This is a genomic window from Streptosporangium sp. NPDC023615 (assembly GCF_040640155.1).
Classification (GTDB): domain Bacteria; phylum Actinomycetota; class Actinomycetes; order Streptosporangiales; family Streptosporangiaceae; genus Streptosporangium.
This window is the reverse complement of record NZ_JBFABE010000002.1, coordinates 255,289-271,642: the sequence shown is the minus strand read 5'-3', so window position 1 is coordinate 271,642 and position 16,354 is coordinate 255,289. Positions and strand designations below refer to the sequence as shown.

17 protein-coding genes and 1 riboswitch are annotated in these 16,354 nt (G+C 70.9%); of the genes, 9 read left to right on the top strand and 8 right to left on the bottom strand.

All coding sequences use genetic code 11. The annotated features are described in order from the left end of the window. The first annotated feature begins 343 nt into the window (after positions 1-343). The 3 genes from AB0G16_RS02680 to AB0G16_RS02670 all read left to right on the top strand — a co-directional run bounded on the left by AB0G16_RS02680 (position 344) and on the right by AB0G16_RS02670 (position 3,441). Positions 344-1,090, top strand: coding sequence for a DUF4253 domain-containing protein (locus AB0G16_RS02680; RefSeq protein ID WP_362797614.1), 747 nt, complete (start codon positions 344-346; stop codon positions 1,088-1,090). A gap of 219 nt (positions 1,091-1,309) precedes the next feature. Next, a riboswitch (cyclic di-AMP (ydaO/yuaA leader) is annotated at positions 1,310-1,459 on the top strand. A 253-nt stretch (positions 1,460-1,712) separates the two neighbouring features. Beyond that, complete coding sequence (locus tag AB0G16_RS02675) at positions 1,713-2,468, top strand: hypothetical protein (RefSeq protein WP_362797612.1); 756 nt, start codon at positions 1,713-1,715, stop codon at positions 2,466-2,468. Between the two features lie 91 nt (positions 2,469-2,559). Next, a complete protein-coding gene (locus tag AB0G16_RS02670) occupies positions 2,560-3,441 on the top strand; it encodes an alpha/beta hydrolase (protein WP_362797610.1) in 882 nt (293 codons plus the stop codon). A 39-nt stretch (positions 3,442-3,480) separates the two neighbouring features. Here AB0G16_RS02670 and AB0G16_RS02665 read toward each other — a convergent pair whose 3' ends face one another. The 6 genes from AB0G16_RS02665 to AB0G16_RS02640 form a co-directional block, all read right to left on the bottom strand. Next, positions 3,481-3,852: a hypothetical protein gene (locus tag AB0G16_RS02665; protein ID WP_362797724.1), complete on the bottom strand. Its 372-nt coding sequence runs from the start codon at positions 3,850-3,852 to the stop codon at positions 3,481-3,483. A 26-nt stretch (positions 3,853-3,878) separates the two neighbouring features. Continuing rightward, complete coding sequence (locus AB0G16_RS02660) at positions 3,879-4,259, bottom strand: roadblock/LC7 domain-containing protein (RefSeq protein ID WP_362797608.1); 381 nt, start codon at positions 4,257-4,259, stop codon at positions 3,879-3,881. Positions 4,260-4,317: 58 nt separating this feature from the next. After that, positions 4,318-5,463, bottom strand: coding sequence for a hypothetical protein (locus AB0G16_RS02655; RefSeq protein WP_362797606.1), 1,146 nt, complete (start codon positions 5,461-5,463; stop codon positions 4,318-4,320). Positions 5,464-5,467: 4 nt separating this feature from the next. Continuing rightward, entirely contained in the window at positions 5,468-5,857 is a 390-nt protein-coding gene (locus AB0G16_RS02650; protein WP_362797604.1) for a roadblock/LC7 domain-containing protein, read from the bottom strand. 142 nt (positions 5,858-5,999) lie between these two features. Beyond that, entirely contained in the window at positions 6,000-7,220 is a 1,221-nt protein-coding gene (locus AB0G16_RS02645; protein WP_362797602.1) for a DUF4032 domain-containing protein, read from the bottom strand. 4 nt (positions 7,221-7,224) lie between these two features. Beyond that, entirely contained in the window at positions 7,225-7,872 is a 648-nt protein-coding gene (locus tag AB0G16_RS02640) for a class II aldolase/adducin family protein (protein WP_362797600.1), read from the bottom strand. A gap of 330 nt (positions 7,873-8,202) precedes the next feature. Here AB0G16_RS02640 and ngcE point away from each other — a divergent pair, with 330 nt between their 5' ends. The 6 genes from ngcE to AB0G16_RS02610 all read left to right on the top strand — a co-directional run bounded on the left by ngcE (position 8,203) and on the right by AB0G16_RS02610 (position 13,327). Next, entirely contained in the window at positions 8,203-9,660 is a 1,458-nt protein-coding gene (gene ngcE, locus AB0G16_RS02635; protein ID WP_362797598.1) for an N-acetylglucosamine/diacetylchitobiose ABC transporter substrate-binding protein, read from the top strand. A 6-nt stretch (positions 9,661-9,666) separates the two neighbouring features. Then, positions 9,667-10,578 carry a sugar ABC transporter permease gene (locus tag AB0G16_RS02630; RefSeq protein WP_362797596.1) on the top strand — a complete coding sequence of 304 codons (912 nt, stop codon included), beginning with the start codon at positions 9,667-9,669 and terminating at the stop codon, positions 10,576-10,578. Next, on the top strand, positions 10,578-11,483 hold the full coding sequence (locus AB0G16_RS02625) for a carbohydrate ABC transporter permease (protein ID WP_362797594.1): 906 nt from the start codon (positions 10,578-10,580) through the stop codon (positions 11,481-11,483). Before AB0G16_RS02630 ends, AB0G16_RS02625 begins: the two co-directional genes overlap by 1 nt. Positions 11,484-11,616: 133 nt before the next feature. Next, on the top strand, positions 11,617-12,207 hold the full coding sequence (locus AB0G16_RS02620) for a hypothetical protein (protein WP_362797592.1): 591 nt from the start codon (positions 11,617-11,619) through the stop codon (positions 12,205-12,207). After that, positions 12,204-12,494 (top strand): 4a-hydroxytetrahydrobiopterin dehydratase, encoded by a 291-nt coding sequence (locus AB0G16_RS02615; protein ID WP_362797590.1) that lies wholly within the window; start codon positions 12,204-12,206, stop codon positions 12,492-12,494. The genes AB0G16_RS02620 and AB0G16_RS02615 overlap by 4 nt, the downstream gene beginning before the upstream one ends. A gap of 224 nt (positions 12,495-12,718) precedes the next feature. Beyond that, the gene (locus AB0G16_RS02610) at positions 12,719-13,327 is read left to right on the top strand and encodes a superoxide dismutase family protein (RefSeq protein ID WP_362797588.1); all 609 of its coding nucleotides are present in this window, start codon (positions 12,719-12,721) and stop codon (positions 13,325-13,327) included. Between the two features lie 181 nt (positions 13,328-13,508). On the opposite strand, the gene AB0G16_RS02605 is transcribed toward AB0G16_RS02610, so the two are convergent. Then, on the bottom strand, positions 13,509-14,495 hold the full coding sequence (locus AB0G16_RS02605; RefSeq protein ID WP_362797586.1) for a pirin family protein: 987 nt from the start codon (positions 14,493-14,495) through the stop codon (positions 13,509-13,511). A gap of 222 nt (positions 14,496-14,717) precedes the next feature. Then, a complete protein-coding gene (locus tag AB0G16_RS02600) occupies positions 14,718-16,163 on the bottom strand; it encodes a serine hydrolase (RefSeq protein WP_362797584.1) in 1,446 nt (481 codons plus the stop codon). Between the last annotated feature and the right edge of the window lie 191 nt (positions 16,164-16,354).

Below are 16,354 nucleotides of genomic sequence, written 5' to 3'. Positions count from 1 at the left end.
GCAGCATAACGTCCCCCCTCCGGCGGCGGCCGACCGGCGTCGATCTTCCCTCGTCGCCGGGTCCGCCCGCCGGGCCGGGCCGCCCGGTCCGCTCACCGAGGCCCGTCCGCCGCGATCCGCCCCGTACCGATAATTTTTGCTTGGTCCAGGGCACAACTGTCCCTCGGGGTGCTTGACAGGCCAAAATTGATCCGTGGTCAGGATCGGATCGGTAGAGATGAACGATTGCGAGCAGGGGAAGCTTCCGCCCGTTCTGAGCCAGTTGTTCGCTGACGGAGCCGACGGAGCCGACGGAGCCCGCGGAGCCCGCGGGATCGGTGGGGGTGAGGGCCGGAGGCTCTCGGTGGACCTGCCGCCGGGTGAGCTCGTCTGGCCCGACCCCGGTTACGCTCAGCTCGCCATCCGTCACCGTCCGGCCTTCTGGCTCAGTGAGGTGACGGTCTCGGGGGAGTACTGGGCGCGGCTGCGGGCCGAGCACGAGCGGTCGGGACTGTGGCCGGTGCTGCTGGAGGACTCGGTCCAGCCCTGGTCGGCCGGTCAGATCGCCCCGGACGCGGCGACCGAGATCGACAACTACCACGTCGAGGCGTTCATGGCCGAGGTGTGGTCCGACTGGATCGCCAGGGCCCACGTCGACCAGCTCGAACTGCTCGACCCCTTCGGGCCGGAGTGCCCCGGCCCGGCCCCCGCGGGCAGGCTCGCCGCCGACCCCGGGGTGGTGGCCGACTGGTACGCGGGGCTGGTGGCCGAGCGCAGGACGCCGCTCGGGCTCGTCGCGGTCGAGCGCGGGGCCGACGCCCTGGCCGTCATGGGCTGGCAGGGGGCGCTGAACCACAACGAGTGGATGGTCCCGCTGGCCGCCGTCGTGCGGAGCTGGGAGGACAGGTTCGGGGTGCGGGTGGTGGGGATGGGGTTCAACACCCTCGACGTCAGCGTCGCGGCCCCGCCGACGACCTTCGAGCACGCCCTGCAGGTCGCCGCGGAGCACTGGACGTTCTGCCCCGACAGCATCATCCAGGGCGCGGGGACCCTCGTCGACTACGCCGAGCAGATCAAGGGCAGGAACGCCTGGTCGTTCTGGTGGGACTGATCGCGGACGCGTCCGGGGCGCCGTCGTCCCCGTACGGGACGGGGCTGAGGGGCGGCGGGGCATGCCCGAGAACAAACCTCCATGTTGAGTGCTTTAGGGGAGTTTTTGCCAACTAGGTAGATCTTCTGGGGTTTTCGTGGCCTTTGCTTTGCTTTGTCTGGTTTCCGTGGGTAGTGTCCCCTGTTATCGGCCGGTGACCTGCCCTTCACAAGAGGGAGCGACCGGCCGACGTCGAATCCCGAGAGCCCTCAGGGCCACGGGAACCGGGGACCCAATTTCCGGGGTGAATCCGCCGCGAGCACGCGGCGGTAGGGCAACTCCACCGCCCGAACCCGTCAGCTAACCCGGTAGACGAGATGGAGAGGAGACCCCCTCATGGACGACCGCGTCACCGCGTCGGTGCACCCCCTGTCCGCGCCGACCCCCTGAAACTTCCCCCTGCCCCCCGTCCCCCACATCTCTCGCGCCGCGCCTGATCGCGGCACCTCCCGGCGGCGCTCTACGTAACGACTGGATCTATCCGGTTACGTCCTCATCCCGATGAGCCCGTCCTCGCCCGTGCGCCCCTTATCGGCGTGTCGCACGCGGTAGCCCCGTTCCCTCGCGAAAGAGCCTTTTCCCCATGCGCCTCTTTTTCGGCATGTACAAAAACCGCCTGGCCGCCGCCACCCTCGTCGGTGCGAGCGTGCTGGCCTCCGCCGGTGTCGCCTCGGCGATACCTTCCACCCCCGGCTTCGCCGCCACCGCCCCCGCTGCGGCCGGCCCCGAGGACGGCGTCGAGGCCGTCCTCCTCCACGGCTCCACCACGGCCTCCTACTTCTGGGACGACTCCTCGGGCCGCGCCGGCGACACCGGCCTGCCGGCCAGTGGCAAGCCGATGCAGAAGGGCATGATCGCCAGCCCGAGCTGGCCGCTGCTCACCGAGGGCTACATCCTCTACAAGGGCAAGCGCGCCAAGTTCTTCGTCGGCGACCGCGGCCCCGGAGTGCCCTCCAACCGGGGCATCATGCTCGACATCGACGCCAAGACCTTCGCCGACCTGACCGGCGGCACGTTCAACGCCGGCACGCTCGGCGTGGACGGCAACGGCGGCATGGGCCACATCGACGTCGAGTACGTCATCACCCGGTGGGGCGACGGCGTGGGCAGGAAGAACCACCCCGTGGCCTTCTCCACCGGTGCCTGGGGCCGCAAGGACCCCAGCCCCGCCAAGCCGCCCCAGACCGTGCTGGCCAAGTCCGGGCGTCCGCAGAAGCCCGTCGAGACCGAGCGCGTGAGCGCCGCCCCGATGTCGGCGTCCGTCAAGCCCAAGATCACGGCTGACGCCCTCTCGGCCCCCGGATGGACCGTGCGGGAGCCGGGCGCCATCGTCTGGTGACGGGTCGCCCCGGCCCGTCCGGGGCCACCCGCCGGTGCCGGAGCCATTCCAGAATGGCATTCTGTTCCGCAGGATCAACAGGAGGAGTGCCATGACGACTCTGCGGACCCGGGCGAACGGCATCGAGATCGCCTACGACACCTTCGGCTCCCCGGAGGGGCGACCCCTCCTTCTGATCATGGGGCTCGGTTCCCAGATGATCCAGTGGGACGAGGACTTCTGCCGCCTGCTCGCCGAACGCGGACATCACGTGGTGCGCTTCGACAACCGCGACGTCGGCGAGAGCACCCACCTGCACGAGGCGGGAGGACCCGGAGGGGGCTGGAACGGCCGGGTCCCCTACCGGCTGGACGACATGGCCGACGACGCCGCCGGCCTGCTGGAGGCGCTCGGCCTGGAATCCGCCCACGTGGCCGGCGTATCGATGGGCGGGATGATCGCGCAGGCGCTGGCGATCCGCCACCCGCGCCGGGTGCGCAGCCTCACCTCGATGATGTCCACCCCCAGCCCGCAGGCGGCGCCCCCGACCGAGGCCGCGATGGCGGCGCTCATGGCACCGCCCGCGCCGGACCGCGAGGCCGCGATCCGGCGGACCGTCACGACCTGGGAGGTCATCGGGTCGCCCGGCTACCCGGCCGACCGCGAGCGGATCGCGGAGGTCGCCGCCCTGAGCTACGACAGGGCCTACGACCCGGCGGGCACGACCAGGCAACTGGCCGCGATCATGGCCTCCGGGGACCGCGCCCCGCTGCTGGCGAGGCTGACGGTGCCGACGCTCGTCCTGCACGGCGAGGACGACCAGCTCATCCCGCTCTCCGGAGGGATCGCCACGGCCGAGGCGATCCCGGGCGCGCGCCTGCTGACCTTCCCCGGCATGGGCCACGACCTGCCCCGCGAGCTCTGGCCCTCCTTCGCCGACGCGATCGAGGAGCTCACCGGCTCCGCCGAGCGGGCCGCCGCCCCCGCGCGGTGAGACCTCGCGGCCCGCGCCCCGGGCGCGGGCCGGCCCGGCTCATACCTCGATCTTCTCCTCGATGCTCCGGAGGGTGTGCCGGGCGAGCGCCAGGTTGGCCCGGCTGCGGTCGAGGGCCAGGTACATGAAGAGCCCCTTGCCGCTCCGGCCGGTGAGCGGGCGGATCACGTGGTACTGGGTGCCGAGCGTGATGAGGATGTCCTCGATGCCGTCCTTGAGGCCGAGCGACTCCATGGTCCGCATCTTGGCCTTGACGACCTCGGTGTTGCCGGCCGCGGCCACCTGGAGGTCGAGATCCTTGGAGCCGCCGAGCGCGCCCAGCGCCATCCCGCTGTTGTAGTCGACGACGACCGCGCCGACGGCGCCGTCGATCGCCATCATCTCCTTGAGAGAGATGTCCATGTTGCCCATTCCTGCCTCCACTCACTGAATGTCGTTCACTGGGTCGTCGATGTACGAGAGGTGACGGCGGCCAGCCGGGCCGCCGTCTTCCTGCCCTCCAGCCTGAGCAGCCCGAGGTTGGTCCCCGGACGCGCCAGCACTGTGAGGACGATCGTGGGGCCGGCGGCGTAGAGGGCCGCGTAGCCGTCGGTGCCGGAGATCAGCGTCTCCTCGAAGGCGCCCTTGCCGGTCATGCCCGTCATCCGCCGGCTCAGGGCCAGCAACGCCGAGGAGAGCGCGCCGATCTGCTCGGTCCCGTCGTTCAGGTCGCTCGCTATGGTCAGGCCGTCGACGCTGCTCGCGATGCTCCCGTTGACGTCGGGGATGCGCTCACGCAGCAGCGCCATCTCGCGGCGTACCTCCTCACGCAGTTCCACCGGCACCCTCCTTCCGATCAGCTTCAGCGTCCGCAGCCTTATCGGCATCGAACCGGGATCACGTGAATGCCTCCAATGCGTTCCTGAGCCGGATGAGCAGGTTCACGTCGGCCGGGTCGCCGTTCGCCCCGGGCAACCAGTCCGCCGTCCGTACCGAACCCGCCGGGGGCGGGATCTCCGTGGCGCCCCTGGCCCGTCTGGGCAGCGGGCCCCGCGCGGCGGGCTCGGCAGGTGCGGCGGGGGTGGCGGGGGTGGCGGCCACGACGGGCGTGACGGGTGCCTGGTCCGGAGCCGGAGAGGGCGGGGGCGCCGGGGACGGGGGGACGGGGGACGAGGCCGGCACCTGGAGCAGCCCCGAGGAGGCGAGCTGCCGTACGGCCAGCAACACCGAGTAGGCGGGGCGGCCCAGCCTGCGGGCCAGCTCGGCCGGGGTCGCGGTGGAGTCCGCGCCGACCAGCACCTCCCACTGCAGCGGGTTCAGCACCACCCGCTGGGCGGCGACGCGCCGCAGCGGCACGACCGGGAGCGTGTCCAGTTCCGGCGACGGCCAGGTCCGTTCCAACTGTTCCCTCCTGCGCTCGCACTCCCGAAGGAGGCCGGTCACGTCGACGTGCCACTGAGGCCCGAGCCAGTGCCGTTCACCCGGCCGGAACCGGGCTCTGCCCGTGGCCGCCTCCAGCAGGAAGTACGCGGCGTCGAGCACCGCGCTCAGCACGCAGAACTCCAGCTCGCCCCTGGTCAGCAGGCCGGCGGCGATCAGCCGCTCGCCGCCGGCGACCGGCGGGCCGAGCGTCCGCGGGCCGGCCTGCGGGTCACGGGCCCGCGGGTCATGGGTCCGCGGGTCACCGGTCCGCGGGCCGGCCTGCGGGTCATGGGTCCGCGGGTCACCGGTCCGCGGGTCACCGGTCCGCGGGCCGGCCTGCGGGTCATGGGTCCGCGGGTCGCTCTCGCGCAGTTCCGCGGCGGCGGCGCGCCTGATCCGCCGCAGCACCCCCACCGGGATTCCGAGGCCCGCGACGAGCAGGTCCTCCAGCCGGGGGGTCGCCGCGCTCTGGGCGTAGGTGACCCGTCCCCCGGTGAGGTAGAGGACCCCCGCCCGGCCGAGGCGGAGCGAGCCGGTGGCACGGTCGGCGGCGAGCCCGCCGAGGACGCCGCGGACGCCGCGGACGTCATGAACACTGTGGACGCTGTGGACGCTCGGCATGGGTTCACGTCGACGTCAGGCGGCCGGAGAGCACCTGGAGCCGGTGACGGGCCAGCGCCAGGTTCGAGCGTTCCCGGTCGAGCCTGACGTAGACGACGAGCGGGCCGTCGAAGGGCGTTCGCAGCGGCCTCAGCACGTGGTGGCCGCCGTCGGTGGTCACCATCATGTCGTCGATCCGTACCGTGCCGCCCGGGGAGACGACGGCGAGCCCGTCCAGGGTCGCGCGCAGCGCCTCGTTCAGCCCCGCGGCCGACCTCTCCACGTCGTCCACGCCGGTATGTCGGCTCGCGCCGCCGACCGCCACGGCCGTCCCGCTGGTCTGGTCGATGAGCATCGCGTCCAGGGCGCCGGGGATGGCCAGCACCTCGGTCAGGCAGTCTTCGATTCCGAGCACGCGATCTCCCTCGCCGGTGATGTCACGCATCGTCCGGACAGCGTAGGGAAAGCACGGGGAATACTCCGGCCTATCGCTTGATTTGGCCGGAAAAGGCATACGATTCATTAACCGGGTGGGAAAAGATATACCCCGGGTAGAATCAATCCTCCGAATCGCCGGTGATGAGCGCCTTCTCGTCCGGCTTGAAAATAAGAATGTTCTTCACATAGGAATCCACCGCGGCGGGCAGGCCGACGTCGGCCCCGGCCTCCTCCGACATGTACCAGCGGTGGTCGAGCACCTCGTGGAAGAACTGGGCCGGCTCCAGCTTGCCGCGCATCTCCTGCGGGACGGCCCCCACCGTGGGCTGGAAGACCTCGGCCAGCCAGCGGTGCGCCACGATCGCCTCGTCCTCGTGGCGCAGGCCGAACGAGACCCGGAAGGAGTCCAGGTCGTTCAGCAGCCGCCTGGCCTGGTTCTCCTCCACGTCCAGGCCGGTGAGGCGGAGCAGCCTGCGCTGGTGGTGACCGGCGTCCACGACCTTGGGCCGGACGATCAGGCGCCCCGTCCCGGCCTTGCGGCGGACCATCATCTCGGCGACGTCGAAGCCCAGCGAGTTCAGCCGGCGGATCCGCTGGTCGATCATGTGCCAGTCGACCTCCTCGATGATGTCGTCGGAGGTCAGCTCGCCCCACAGGCGGTGGTAGCGCTCGCAGATGGAGTCGGCGACCCGCTCGGGGTCGATGGTGGGGTGCAGCAGCCCGCCCGCCTCCAGGTCGAGCATCTCGCCGAAGATGTTGGTGTACGCCACCTCGATGTCGTACAGCCGCTGCCCCTCGCTGATCATCGGGTGCAGCTCGCCGGTCTCGGCGTCGACGAGGTAGGCGGCGAACGAGCCCGCGTCCCGGCGGAACAGGATGTTCGACAGCGAGCAGTCGCCCCAGTAGAAGCCGCTGATGTGCAGCCGTACCAGCAGCACGGCCAGGGCGTCGAGCAGCCGGTTGAGCGTCTCGGGCCGCACCGTCCCGGACATGACCGCGCGGTAGGGCAGCGAGAACTGCAGGTGCTGGGTGATGAGCGCCGCCTCCAGCGGCTCGCCCGAGGCGTCGGCCCGTCCGGTGACCACGGCCACCGGCTCGACCGAGGGGGTGTCCATCCTGGACAGGTCCCACAGCAGGCGGTACTCGCGCTTGGCGTAGTACTCGCTGATCTCCTTGATCGCGTACACCTTGCCCGAGAGCCGGGTGAAGCGCACCACGTGCCGGGAGATGCCGCGCGGCAGGGAGACCAGGCGGTGCTCGGGCCACCTCTCCAGCGGGACCTCCCAGGGCAGGCGGAGGAGGTCCGGGTCGCTCGGGGCGCCGGTGAGCTGCAGGGGCATCGGGTCAGTCCTCGCGACGGGGGAAGGTGGGCGGGTCGAAGGCGCGCCGGACCACGTCGGCGAGCTGCTCCTCGGTGAGCACGCGCGGCTCGCCGACGGCCTTCGCCCTCACGTAGACCTCGCAGAGCCACTCCAGCAGCCGGGTCGCCTCGTAGGCCCCGTCCAGGTCGTCGCCGATCGTGACCCCGCCGTGGTTGGCCATCAGCGCGGCGCGCTTCCCGGTCAGGGCCTCCCGTACGGAGTCGGCCAGTTCGGGGGTGCCGTAGGTGGCGTAGGCGGCGACGCGGACCGTCCCGCCGAGCAGCAGGGCGTTGTAGTGGACCGGCGGCAGCTCGCTCATGGTGGTGGCGACCACGGTGCCGAAGACCGAGTGGGTGTGCACCACGGCGCCGGCGCCGGTGGCCGCGTAGACCGCCAGGTGCATGGGGGTCTCGGAGGAGGGGGACAGGTCGCCGTCGACGAGGTGTCCCCCGACGTCGACGACGGGGCAGGCGTCCGGCTCCAGCCGGTCGAGGGGGACGCCGCTCGGCGTCACCGCCACCAGGTCGCCCGCGCGGACGCTGAGGTTCCCCGCGGTCCCGACCACCAGACCGGCCGCGGCGGCGCGATGGCCGTACTCACACAGCAGGCGGCGCTGCTCGGCCAGCAACATGTCCCAAAAGTAGGGGCTTGCGGTACCGGGCGGCAAACCCGCATTATCTGGTCTAGACCGGCAGCCGTCCTTCGGTGGCCGATCGATGCGGTTCCTTTACCTCCCTGACGTGCGCCACGTCAATGGTCATCGGGAGAATATCGGCTGCCGCACCCCGCTTCGCCAGTGGATCGTGCCTCCTGGGCGTCCGACGACCACCGGACAGGTCGCGAGGACATCACGGCTCGGTCTAGACCGGTCGCGAGCCCTTGACGGTGGACTCCGGGGTACGTACCTTCGGGCAAACGTTTAGGAAACTTTCCTAATTCATCCCCCGTTCAGGAGGGTCGCATGTCCTATTCGGCCGGTACGCCCGGAGAGATCACCCGGCGGCAGATGCTCCGCCGGATCGGCATGAGCGCCCTGATCGCCGGTCCCGGCGCCGGGTTGCTCAGCGCCTGCGCCACCGGCGGCGGCTCGGCTCCCGCCCCCGGCGCCTCGGCGGCCGCCTCGGCGGGCGGCGCGGTCACCGCGAAGAACCCGTTCGGCGTCCCCGGGAACGCGCCCCTGGAGGTCGTGATCTTCAAGGGCGGGCTCGGCGACAGCTACGCCGTCGAGATCCACGAGCCGCTGTACAAGAAGGCCTACCCGCAGGCGCAGATCAAGCACGTCGCCACCCAGCAGATCTCGCAGACCCTGCAGCCGCGCTTCGCCGGCGGCGACGTCCCCGACATGATCGCCAACTCCGGCACCGACCTGATCGACAACGGCTCCCTCCAGAAGGAGGGCCAGCTCCTGGAGCTCACCGAGCTCTGGGACGCCCCCTCGATCGACGACCCGAGCAAGAAGGTGCGCGACACGGTCTCGCCGGGCACCGTCGAGTCCGGCCTCATCGACGGCAAGCCGTACCTGATGAACTACGTCCTGTCCACGTACGGCCTCTGGTACGACGCCACGCTCTTCGAGGAGAAGGGCTGGACCCCGCCGAAGACCTTCGACGAGTTCAAGACCTTCGCCGAGACGGCCAAGGCCGCCGGCATCACCCCGTTCGCGTACGCCGGCAAGAACGCCGCCTACTACGCGTACTGGATGATCCTCATCTCCGCCGCGAAGATCGAGGGCAACCAGATCCTCGTCGACGTCGACAACCTCGTCGACGGCGTCTGGCAGCGCGACTCCATGAAGCAGTCCGCCGCCGCCTGGGCCGAGATCGGCAAGCACATGGACAAGTCCTTCGAGGGCCTGATCCACACCGAGGTGCAGCTCCGCCAGAACCAGGGCAAGGTCGCGCTGTACCCCTCGGGCTCCTGGCTGGAGAACGAGCAGAAGGCGCAGACTCCCAAGGAGTTCAAGTACGCGCTGACGCCCACCCCCAGCGTCACCGCGGCCGACAAGATGCCGTTCGAGGCCATCCGCGCCGCCGCCGGCGAGGCCTACATCGTCCCGTCCAAGGCCAAGAACCCCCGGGGCGGCCTGGAGTACCTGCGCATCATGCTCTCCAAGGAGGGCGCCAGGGGCTTCACCCAGAAGTCCGGCAACATCACCGTCGTGACCGGTGCCGCGGACGGCCTGGAGCTGACCCCCGGCAACGCGAGCGTCAACGCCGCGCAGACCGCGGCCGGCCAGAACATCGTCACCTTCAGCAGCTTCGAGAACTGGTACAAGGAGTTCGAGACCGAGCTGCGCAAGCAGACCAACGCCCTGATGTTCGGCCGCATCTCCGCCGACGAGTTCTGCGAGAAGGTGCAGAAGGCCGCGGACAAGACCAAGGCCGACTCGTCCATCACCAAGCAGAAGCGGACGGTGTAGCTCCCGATGCGGCAGGGCAAGTACCCGTTCATCGTCGGCTTTCTCGCCGCGCCCGTCCTCCTCTACGTGGTCTTCGTGGTCAGCCCGTACGTCCAGGCTTTCTACATCTCGCTGACCGACTGGAAGGGCGTCTCGGCGAACCCCCGGTTCATCGGCCTGGAGAACTTCACCAGGCTCTTCGATGACGAGGTCTTCTGGGCCGCGGTGCGTCACCACGGTGTCCTGCTGCTTGTCATGCCGCTGGCCACGCTCGCGATCGCGCTGTTCTTCTCCTTCCTGCTCAACCTGGGCGGCGGGCAGCGCGGCGGCCGGATGACCGGGATCTGGGGATCGAAGGTCTACCGTGTGATCTTCTTCCTGCCCCAGGTCCTGGCCGTGGCCATCGTCGGCGTGCTCTTCCAGGCGATCTACCGCCCGGACGGGACCGGCGTGCTCAACAGCCTGCTCGGCAAGGTCGGCATCGACCCGGTCGGCTGGCTCATCGACCCGGACATCGCCCTGATGTCGATCATCGGCGTGATGGTCTGGCAGGCGGTCGGCTTCTACGTGGTGCTGTTCTCGGCCGGTATGGCCTCGATCCCCACGGACGTGTTCGAGGCCGCCGCGCTGGACGGCGCCGGCCGGTTCACCCTGTTCTTCAGGATCACGCTCCCGCTGCTCTGGGACACCATGCAGGTCGCCTGGGTCTACCTCGGCATCGCCGCCTTCGACGCGTTCGCCCTGGTCCAGGTGCTCTCGGTCGACCGCGGCGGGCCGGACAACTCCACCACGGTGCTGCCGATGGAGATCTGGCGAACCGCGTTCAACTTCTCCAAGTTCGGCTACGCCTCGGCGATGGGCGTGGCGCTGTTCTTCCTGACCATCACGTTCGCCGCCCTCACCCTGCGCGTGACCCGGCGCGAGAGGATCGAGTTCTGATGGCCACGGACACGGCTCACAAGCCCGCCACCCACCCCTCCGCCCCCGCGCGCACCGGGCGCCGCGGGAAGAACCCGATCGGCGCCTTCGGGGTGCTCTCCCACCTGGCGTTGCTGGTCTGGGCGATCCTGATCGTCGGCCCCATCCTGTGGACGTTCCTGTCCTCCTTCAAGACCAACACCGAGATCTTCGGGGACGCCATCACGCTGCCGGCCTCGTTCGGCTGGGACGCCTTCGGGCGGGCGTGGGAGAAGGCCCACGTCGGGCAGTACATGCTGAACACCGTCTTCGTGGTGGCGTGCGCCACGGCCGGCACCATGCTGCTGGGCTCGATGGCGGCGTACGTGCTGGCGCGCTACACCTTCCCCGGCAACAGGCTGATCTACTTCCTGTTCGTGTCGGGGATGACGTTCCCGGTCTTCCTCGCGCTGGTCCCGCTGTTCTTCGTGGTCAAGAACCTCGGCCTGCTCGACACCCACCTGGGTGTGATCCTGGTCTACATCGCCTACTCGCTGCCGTTCACCGTCTTCTTCCTGTCGGCGTTCTTCAAGACCCTGCCCACCTCGGTGGCCGAGGCGGCGATGATGGACGGCTGCTCGCACACCCGGACGTTCTTCCAGATCATGGTGCCGATGGCCAGGCCCGGCCTGGTCAGCATCACGATCTTCAACATCCTGGGCCAGTGGAACCAGTACCTGCTGCCGATCGTGCTGCTGACCGGCAACGTCGAGGACAAGTGGCTGATCACCCAGGGCGTCGCCAACATCTCCACCAACGCCGGATACGAGGCCGACTGGCCAGGCCTGTTCGCGGCGCTGAGCATGGCCATCGTGCCCGTCATGATCGTCTACATCGTCTTCCAGCGCCAGATCCAGTCGGGCCTCACCTCCGGCGCCGTCAAATGAGCCGCCCGGCGAGTCCTCGGGTGACCGGATCCGGCCGAACTACCCGTCCCGGCGGGTAATCCCCGGAGGGGCGCCGGGAGTCGTTCATAGGCGTAAGCGACTCCCGTCCCCTCCCCGCGGAGCATTCGACACCATGGCCCATCACGACCGGCACTTCCCCTTCCCGTTCTTCGGCGCGGGCGAGGCGGGCTACTACATGTGGGCAGAGGTGCACGTGCGCTTCGCCCGCGAGCCCACGGCCTCGCAGCGGGCGGCCATCGCCGACACCGTCCCGGCCCCGCTGCGCGGGGCGCTCGACTGGTGCGAGGGACGCCAGCTCATGGTCTCCAGCGGCCTGTCCCTGCACGGCGCGGTGGTCCGCTCCTACCCGGCCGCCGGCGACTCCGACCGGATCGACGACGACGGCTGGCTGCACGCGGCCCCCTCCAGGATCGCCGGGCTCAACGCCGACATCGAGGGGTGGCTGCTCCGCATCGACCGGGAGTGCCCCGTCCTGGCCGCCTACCGCGCCGAGGACCCGGACGGCGGAGGCACCCGCCTGTCGGACTGGCACGCCTGGAGTCTCGCCCGCCTCCCCGACCTGCTGCCCGAGCTGGAGCCGCTGCTCGGCCGGGCCAGCCACGCGACCTCCATGGCCCGGGGCGTCCTGGCCATGGCCCGGCGCGCCGGAAGCCCGCCCCCGGCTTGGCGTACCGGCCTGGGGCATGATCTCCTGGCCGGATGAACCTGCTTGACGACTCCACGGTGCGCGACAGGCTCACCGGCCTGCCCGAATGGCGGCGCGAGGGCGACGAGATCCGCCGCACGGTGACCGCGACCGACTTCCCCACCGCGATCCGCGTCGTGGACGAGATCGCGGTCGAGGCCGAGAAGCTCAATCACCACCCCGACATCGACATCCGCTGGCGTACCCTGCACCTGGTGCTGAGCACGCACGACGCCGGGGGGCTGACCGAGCTGGACTTCACGCTGGCCGCCCGCATCGACGAGATAGCCGCCTCCCACGCCTGAGGGGCCTTCCCCGCGACCCTGTCCCGGGGTCCTGGTCCTCGGGTCCTCGGTCCTCGGTCCTCGGGTCCTCGGTCCTCGGTCCTCGGTGGGAGGCTCCGGCCTCCCGCCGGGGACCGGGGGCCGCCCGGGGCCGGATGGCCGAGAGTGGACAACACCCTGCGTGATCGGACGATCACGATTATGGTGGGCGCTGTTCTTCGTCGGCCCGGTCAGGGAGATCGTGAATGCGCACCCTGGGAGTTCTCGTCATCGCCGCCGTCCTGTTCTGCGCGGGCTGCGGTGATCAGGTCGTCGCGCAGCACTCCCCGGGACATCGCCCGAGCCCCGGTTCGAGCGGGGGGGCGGGAGGTGTGACCGACGCCGGGATCCGCCTCACCGGAGGCGGCACGCTCGTCGCCCCCGCGCCCCGGGCCTCCGCGATCGTCTACGACACCGCGCTGGTGCCGCCGGGAGCCGAGGTCACGGTCACGGCGGAGTCCGGGGCGGTGCTCTCCACCTCCACGGTCGTCGTCAAGGGCATGCTCCCGGCCCGTACGTACGGGGTGCATCTGCACGTCGACCCGTGCGGCCTCAAGCCGGACGACGCCGGGGCGCACTACCGTAGCGCCCACAGCCACACCGACGCCCAGGCGAGCGCCGAGAACGAGGTCTGGCTGGATCTCACCACCGACGCCCGGGGCGACGCCACCGCCACCACCACCCAGGACTGGGCGTTCAGCGCCGGACGGCCGCCCGGATCGCTCGTGATCCACGCCGAGCCGACCCGCACCGCGGGGACCGAGGCGGGAAGCGCGGGCTCCCGGGTCGCCTGCGTCACCCTCGTCAAGCGCTGAGGCGCCTTCGTCGAACCGGGCGCCTTCGTCGAACGGCCGGGGCCCGGCACCGAAGACCGGTGCCGGGCCCCGTGCCACGGCTCAGGAGCGCCTCGGCTCCGCAGCGCCTCGGCTCTGGAACGTCCCGGACTCTGGAACGTCCCGGACTCTGGAACATCCCGGGCTCTGGAACGTCCCGGGCTCAGGCGTGCCCGGCCGGGATGGTGCCGAGGCGGCCCGCCTGGTAGTCCTCGAACGCCTTGACGAGCTCCTCCTGGGTGTTCATCACGAACGGCCCGTAGTGCGCGACCGGCTCGCCGATCGGCAGGCCGCCGAGCATGATGACCTCCAGGTTGGGGCTGCGGCTATCCTGCGTGCCCGCCGCGGCGAGCGTGACGACCTCCCCGTCGGTGCCCAGCCCCGGAAGGGTGCCGAAGCCCTCGAAGACGGCGAGCCGGCCCGACTCGATCGGCTGCCGGTCGGCGCCGACCGTGCCACGGCCGGACAGGACGTACGCGAGCGCGTTGAAGTCCTTGCGCCAGGGGAGCGTCAGCCGGGAACCGGGGCTGAGCGAGGCGTGCAGCAGGGTGATCGGCGTCCTGGTGGAGCCGGGGCCGGTGAATCCGGCGACCTCACCGGCGATCAGGCGGACCAGCGCCCCGCCGTCGTGACTGCTGAGCAGGACGACGTTGCTCCGGCCGATGTCCTGGTACGCGGGAGCGACCATCTTCTCGCGGCCCGGCAGGTTGACCCAGAGCTGGATCCCGTGGAACAGGCCGCCCTTGTTCACCAGCCACTCCGGGGGAGCCTCCCGATGGAGGATCCCGCCGCCGGCCGTCATCCACTGCGTGTCGCCGTCGGAGATCGTGCCCCCGCCGCCGTGCGAGTCGGCGTGGTCCATCACGCCGTCGATCATGTAGGTGACGGTCTCGAAGCCCCGGTGCGGGTGCCAGGGGGTGCCCTTGGGCTCGCCCGGCGCGTAGTCGACCTCGCCCATCTGGTCCATCATGATGAACGGGTCGAGGTACTGGGGCTTGATCGTCGCCAGCGCCTTGCGGACCGGGAAGCCCTCTCCCTCGAATCCGCTCGGGGCGGTGGTCACGGCCAGCACCTGGCGCTCACGGACCGCGTTGAGCGGCTGTGGCAGGCGCGGCAGGGTCAGCGGGTTCTCCACGGTCACGGCAGGCATCCTGGATTCCTTCCTCAGGTGTTCGCCGGTGACAACTCGGTTGATGTTTCAACTATTCCATCGTGAAAAGAGGCCGTGGCGACGGAAGCGCCACGGCCTCGGCCGACGACCGCGGGACGCGGGCGATCGGGAAGAGCCGGTGCGCGCGGTGCGCGCGGTGCGGGCGGCGGGGTACGGGCGTGACCGGCCGGTACGGGGGCCGGGGGGTGGCCCGCCCGAGGTCTACCTGCCCGCCAGGGCGAAGCCGCCCCTGCTCAGCGAGATCAGCTCGGCGGCCGCCGCCCGCTCGTCCAGCGCGGCATCGGGGTCGGAGGCGAACACGGTGACGACGTGGGTCTTCCCCGAGGCCGAGCGGGCCGCGTACGACAGGTTCAGCACGCCCGTCTCGGAACCGCCCTTGGCCCAGACCGCGGGCCACTTCTTCCGGGGGAGCTTCAGCCCGACGTCGTCGGCCGACATGATCTCGCGCACCCGCTCGTCCCCGGACCGGAGCAGGCCGGCGTAGGCGCGGCAGACGTCGCGGGGCGAGCCGAACCACTCCAGCGTGTCGATCTCCCTGGGCCTGTCCCAGAGCGTGATGTCCGACAGCGACTGCTTCGCGACCGTGTCCCTCAGGTAGGCGCGCCGGTCCGCGGTGTCCATCCCCAGGTAGGCGCGGGCCTGCTCGGGGTGTCCCGCGCCCTTGAGCAGGAAGACCTCGCGCGTGGTGAGGAAGGGGGTGTTCCGCTCGGCGTGACCCGACCAGCGCCGTACCGTGTCCTCCACGGCCCTGCGGCCCACCTTGTGGACGAGCAGGTCGGTGGCGGTGTTGTCGCTGATCGAGATCATCAGCTTGGCGGCCTCGCCGACCGTGGTGGTGCCGCCGTCCGGGCGGGTGGTGAGGCCGTCCTCGCCCAGGCTCTTGTGCTCGGGTTTGATCGTGAGCTTGGTGTTCCAGCTCAGCCGGCCGTCACGGATCCTCTCGGCCACGGCGCCCAGCACGTACAGCTTGAAGATCGAACCCAGCGGCCGGACCGTGTCCGGCGCCACGGCGTGCGCGACGTCGCACCTGCCCCGGGAGTCGATCCCGGCCGCCAGGAAACCCGTCCGGGGGGCGACCTCGCGAAGCCGGGCGTCGAGCTGCTTCCAGGTGCGGGGCGGGGTGGACGCGGGGGCCTCCGCGGGGGTCACCCCGGCCAGGTTGATGTTCCCGTCGCCGTCCACGCCGATCTGGACGACGAACTTCCGCCCGCCGCTCCTCCCGCTGCCGGTCAGCGCCGACGGCGTGACCCCGGTCAGCTTCTCCAGGCGGAACCCCTTCGCCGCCTTGAGGAAGGCGTTGACGCCGTCGACGGTCAGCGACGACAGGTAGCCGGCGCTGAAGTGCTCCCGCAGTTCGTTCTCGCTCAGGGGCGCCCGGTCCGTCGCGCCGAGCAGCCAGCGCAACTGCCGTCCGGCCGGACTGGCGGGGATCTCCGGCTCGGCGGCGGCCGTCACCGCCGGTGCGGCCGCACCGGACAGGGCCGCACCGGACAGGACGGTGCCGGACAGGGCAGAGGCGGGCGCGGTGGGCAGGGTCGTCGCGGTGGCGGCGCTCGCGGGCAGGCTCGCGGGCAGGGCCGTCACCGGGATGACGGCGACGGCGACGGCGAGGGCCGGCAGGCGCTTCGATCGGGATGACGACGGCATACAGTGCTCCTTCGGACGTTCTCCTGCGTCGCGATCACCTCCCCGCCGGCCCGGCCCCGAAACCAGGGGGGAACGCGGCCGGACCCGAGGCCGGGCCGGATCCCCTCCGCCGCGGGCGATCCCGGCCGGGGAACCCCCGGCCCGCCGGCGGCCGGGGAACACGTCGCCGCCGGGAGAATCCCCGTCCCGTC

Coding starts and splice junctions, on each gene's coding strand:
- AB0G16_RS02675 (WP_362797612.1), top strand. CDS start 1,713: ATGCGCCTCTTTTTCGGCATGTACAAAAACCGCCTGGCCGCCGCCACC.
- AB0G16_RS02670 (WP_362797610.1), top strand. CDS start 2,560: ATGACGACTCTGCGGACCCGGGCGAACGGCATCGAGATCGCCTACGAC.
- AB0G16_RS02665 (WP_362797724.1), bottom strand. CDS start 3,852: ATGGGCAACATGGACATCTCTCTCAAGGAGATGATGGCGATCGACGGC.
- AB0G16_RS02655 (WP_362797606.1), bottom strand. CDS start 5,463: ATGCCGAGCGTCCACAGCGTCCACAGTGTTCATGACGTCCGCGGCGTC.
- AB0G16_RS02645 (WP_362797602.1), bottom strand. CDS start 7,220: ATGCCCCTGCAGCTCACCGGCGCCCCGAGCGACCCGGACCTCCTCCGC.
- AB0G16_RS02640 (WP_362797600.1), bottom strand. CDS start 7,872: ATGTTGCTGGCCGAGCAGCGCCGCCTGCTGTGTGAGTACGGCCATCGC.
- ngcE (WP_362797598.1), top strand. CDS start 8,203: ATGTCCTATTCGGCCGGTACGCCCGGAGAGATCACCCGGCGGCAGATG.
- AB0G16_RS02630 (WP_362797596.1), top strand. CDS start 9,667: ATGCGGCAGGGCAAGTACCCGTTCATCGTCGGCTTTCTCGCCGCGCCC.
- AB0G16_RS02625 (WP_362797594.1), top strand. CDS start 10,578: ATGGCCACGGACACGGCTCACAAGCCCGCCACCCACCCCTCCGCCCCC.
- AB0G16_RS02620 (WP_362797592.1), top strand. CDS start 11,617: ATGGCCCATCACGACCGGCACTTCCCCTTCCCGTTCTTCGGCGCGGGC.
- AB0G16_RS02615 (WP_362797590.1), top strand. CDS start 12,204: ATGAACCTGCTTGACGACTCCACGGTGCGCGACAGGCTCACCGGCCTG.
- AB0G16_RS02610 (WP_362797588.1), top strand. CDS start 12,719: ATGCGCACCCTGGGAGTTCTCGTCATCGCCGCCGTCCTGTTCTGCGCG.
- AB0G16_RS02605 (WP_362797586.1), bottom strand. CDS start 14,495: ATGCCTGCCGTGACCGTGGAGAACCCGCTGACCCTGCCGCGCCTGCCA.
- AB0G16_RS02600 (WP_362797584.1), bottom strand. CDS start 16,163: ATGCCGTCGTCATCCCGATCGAAGCGCCTGCCGGCCCTCGCCGTCGCC.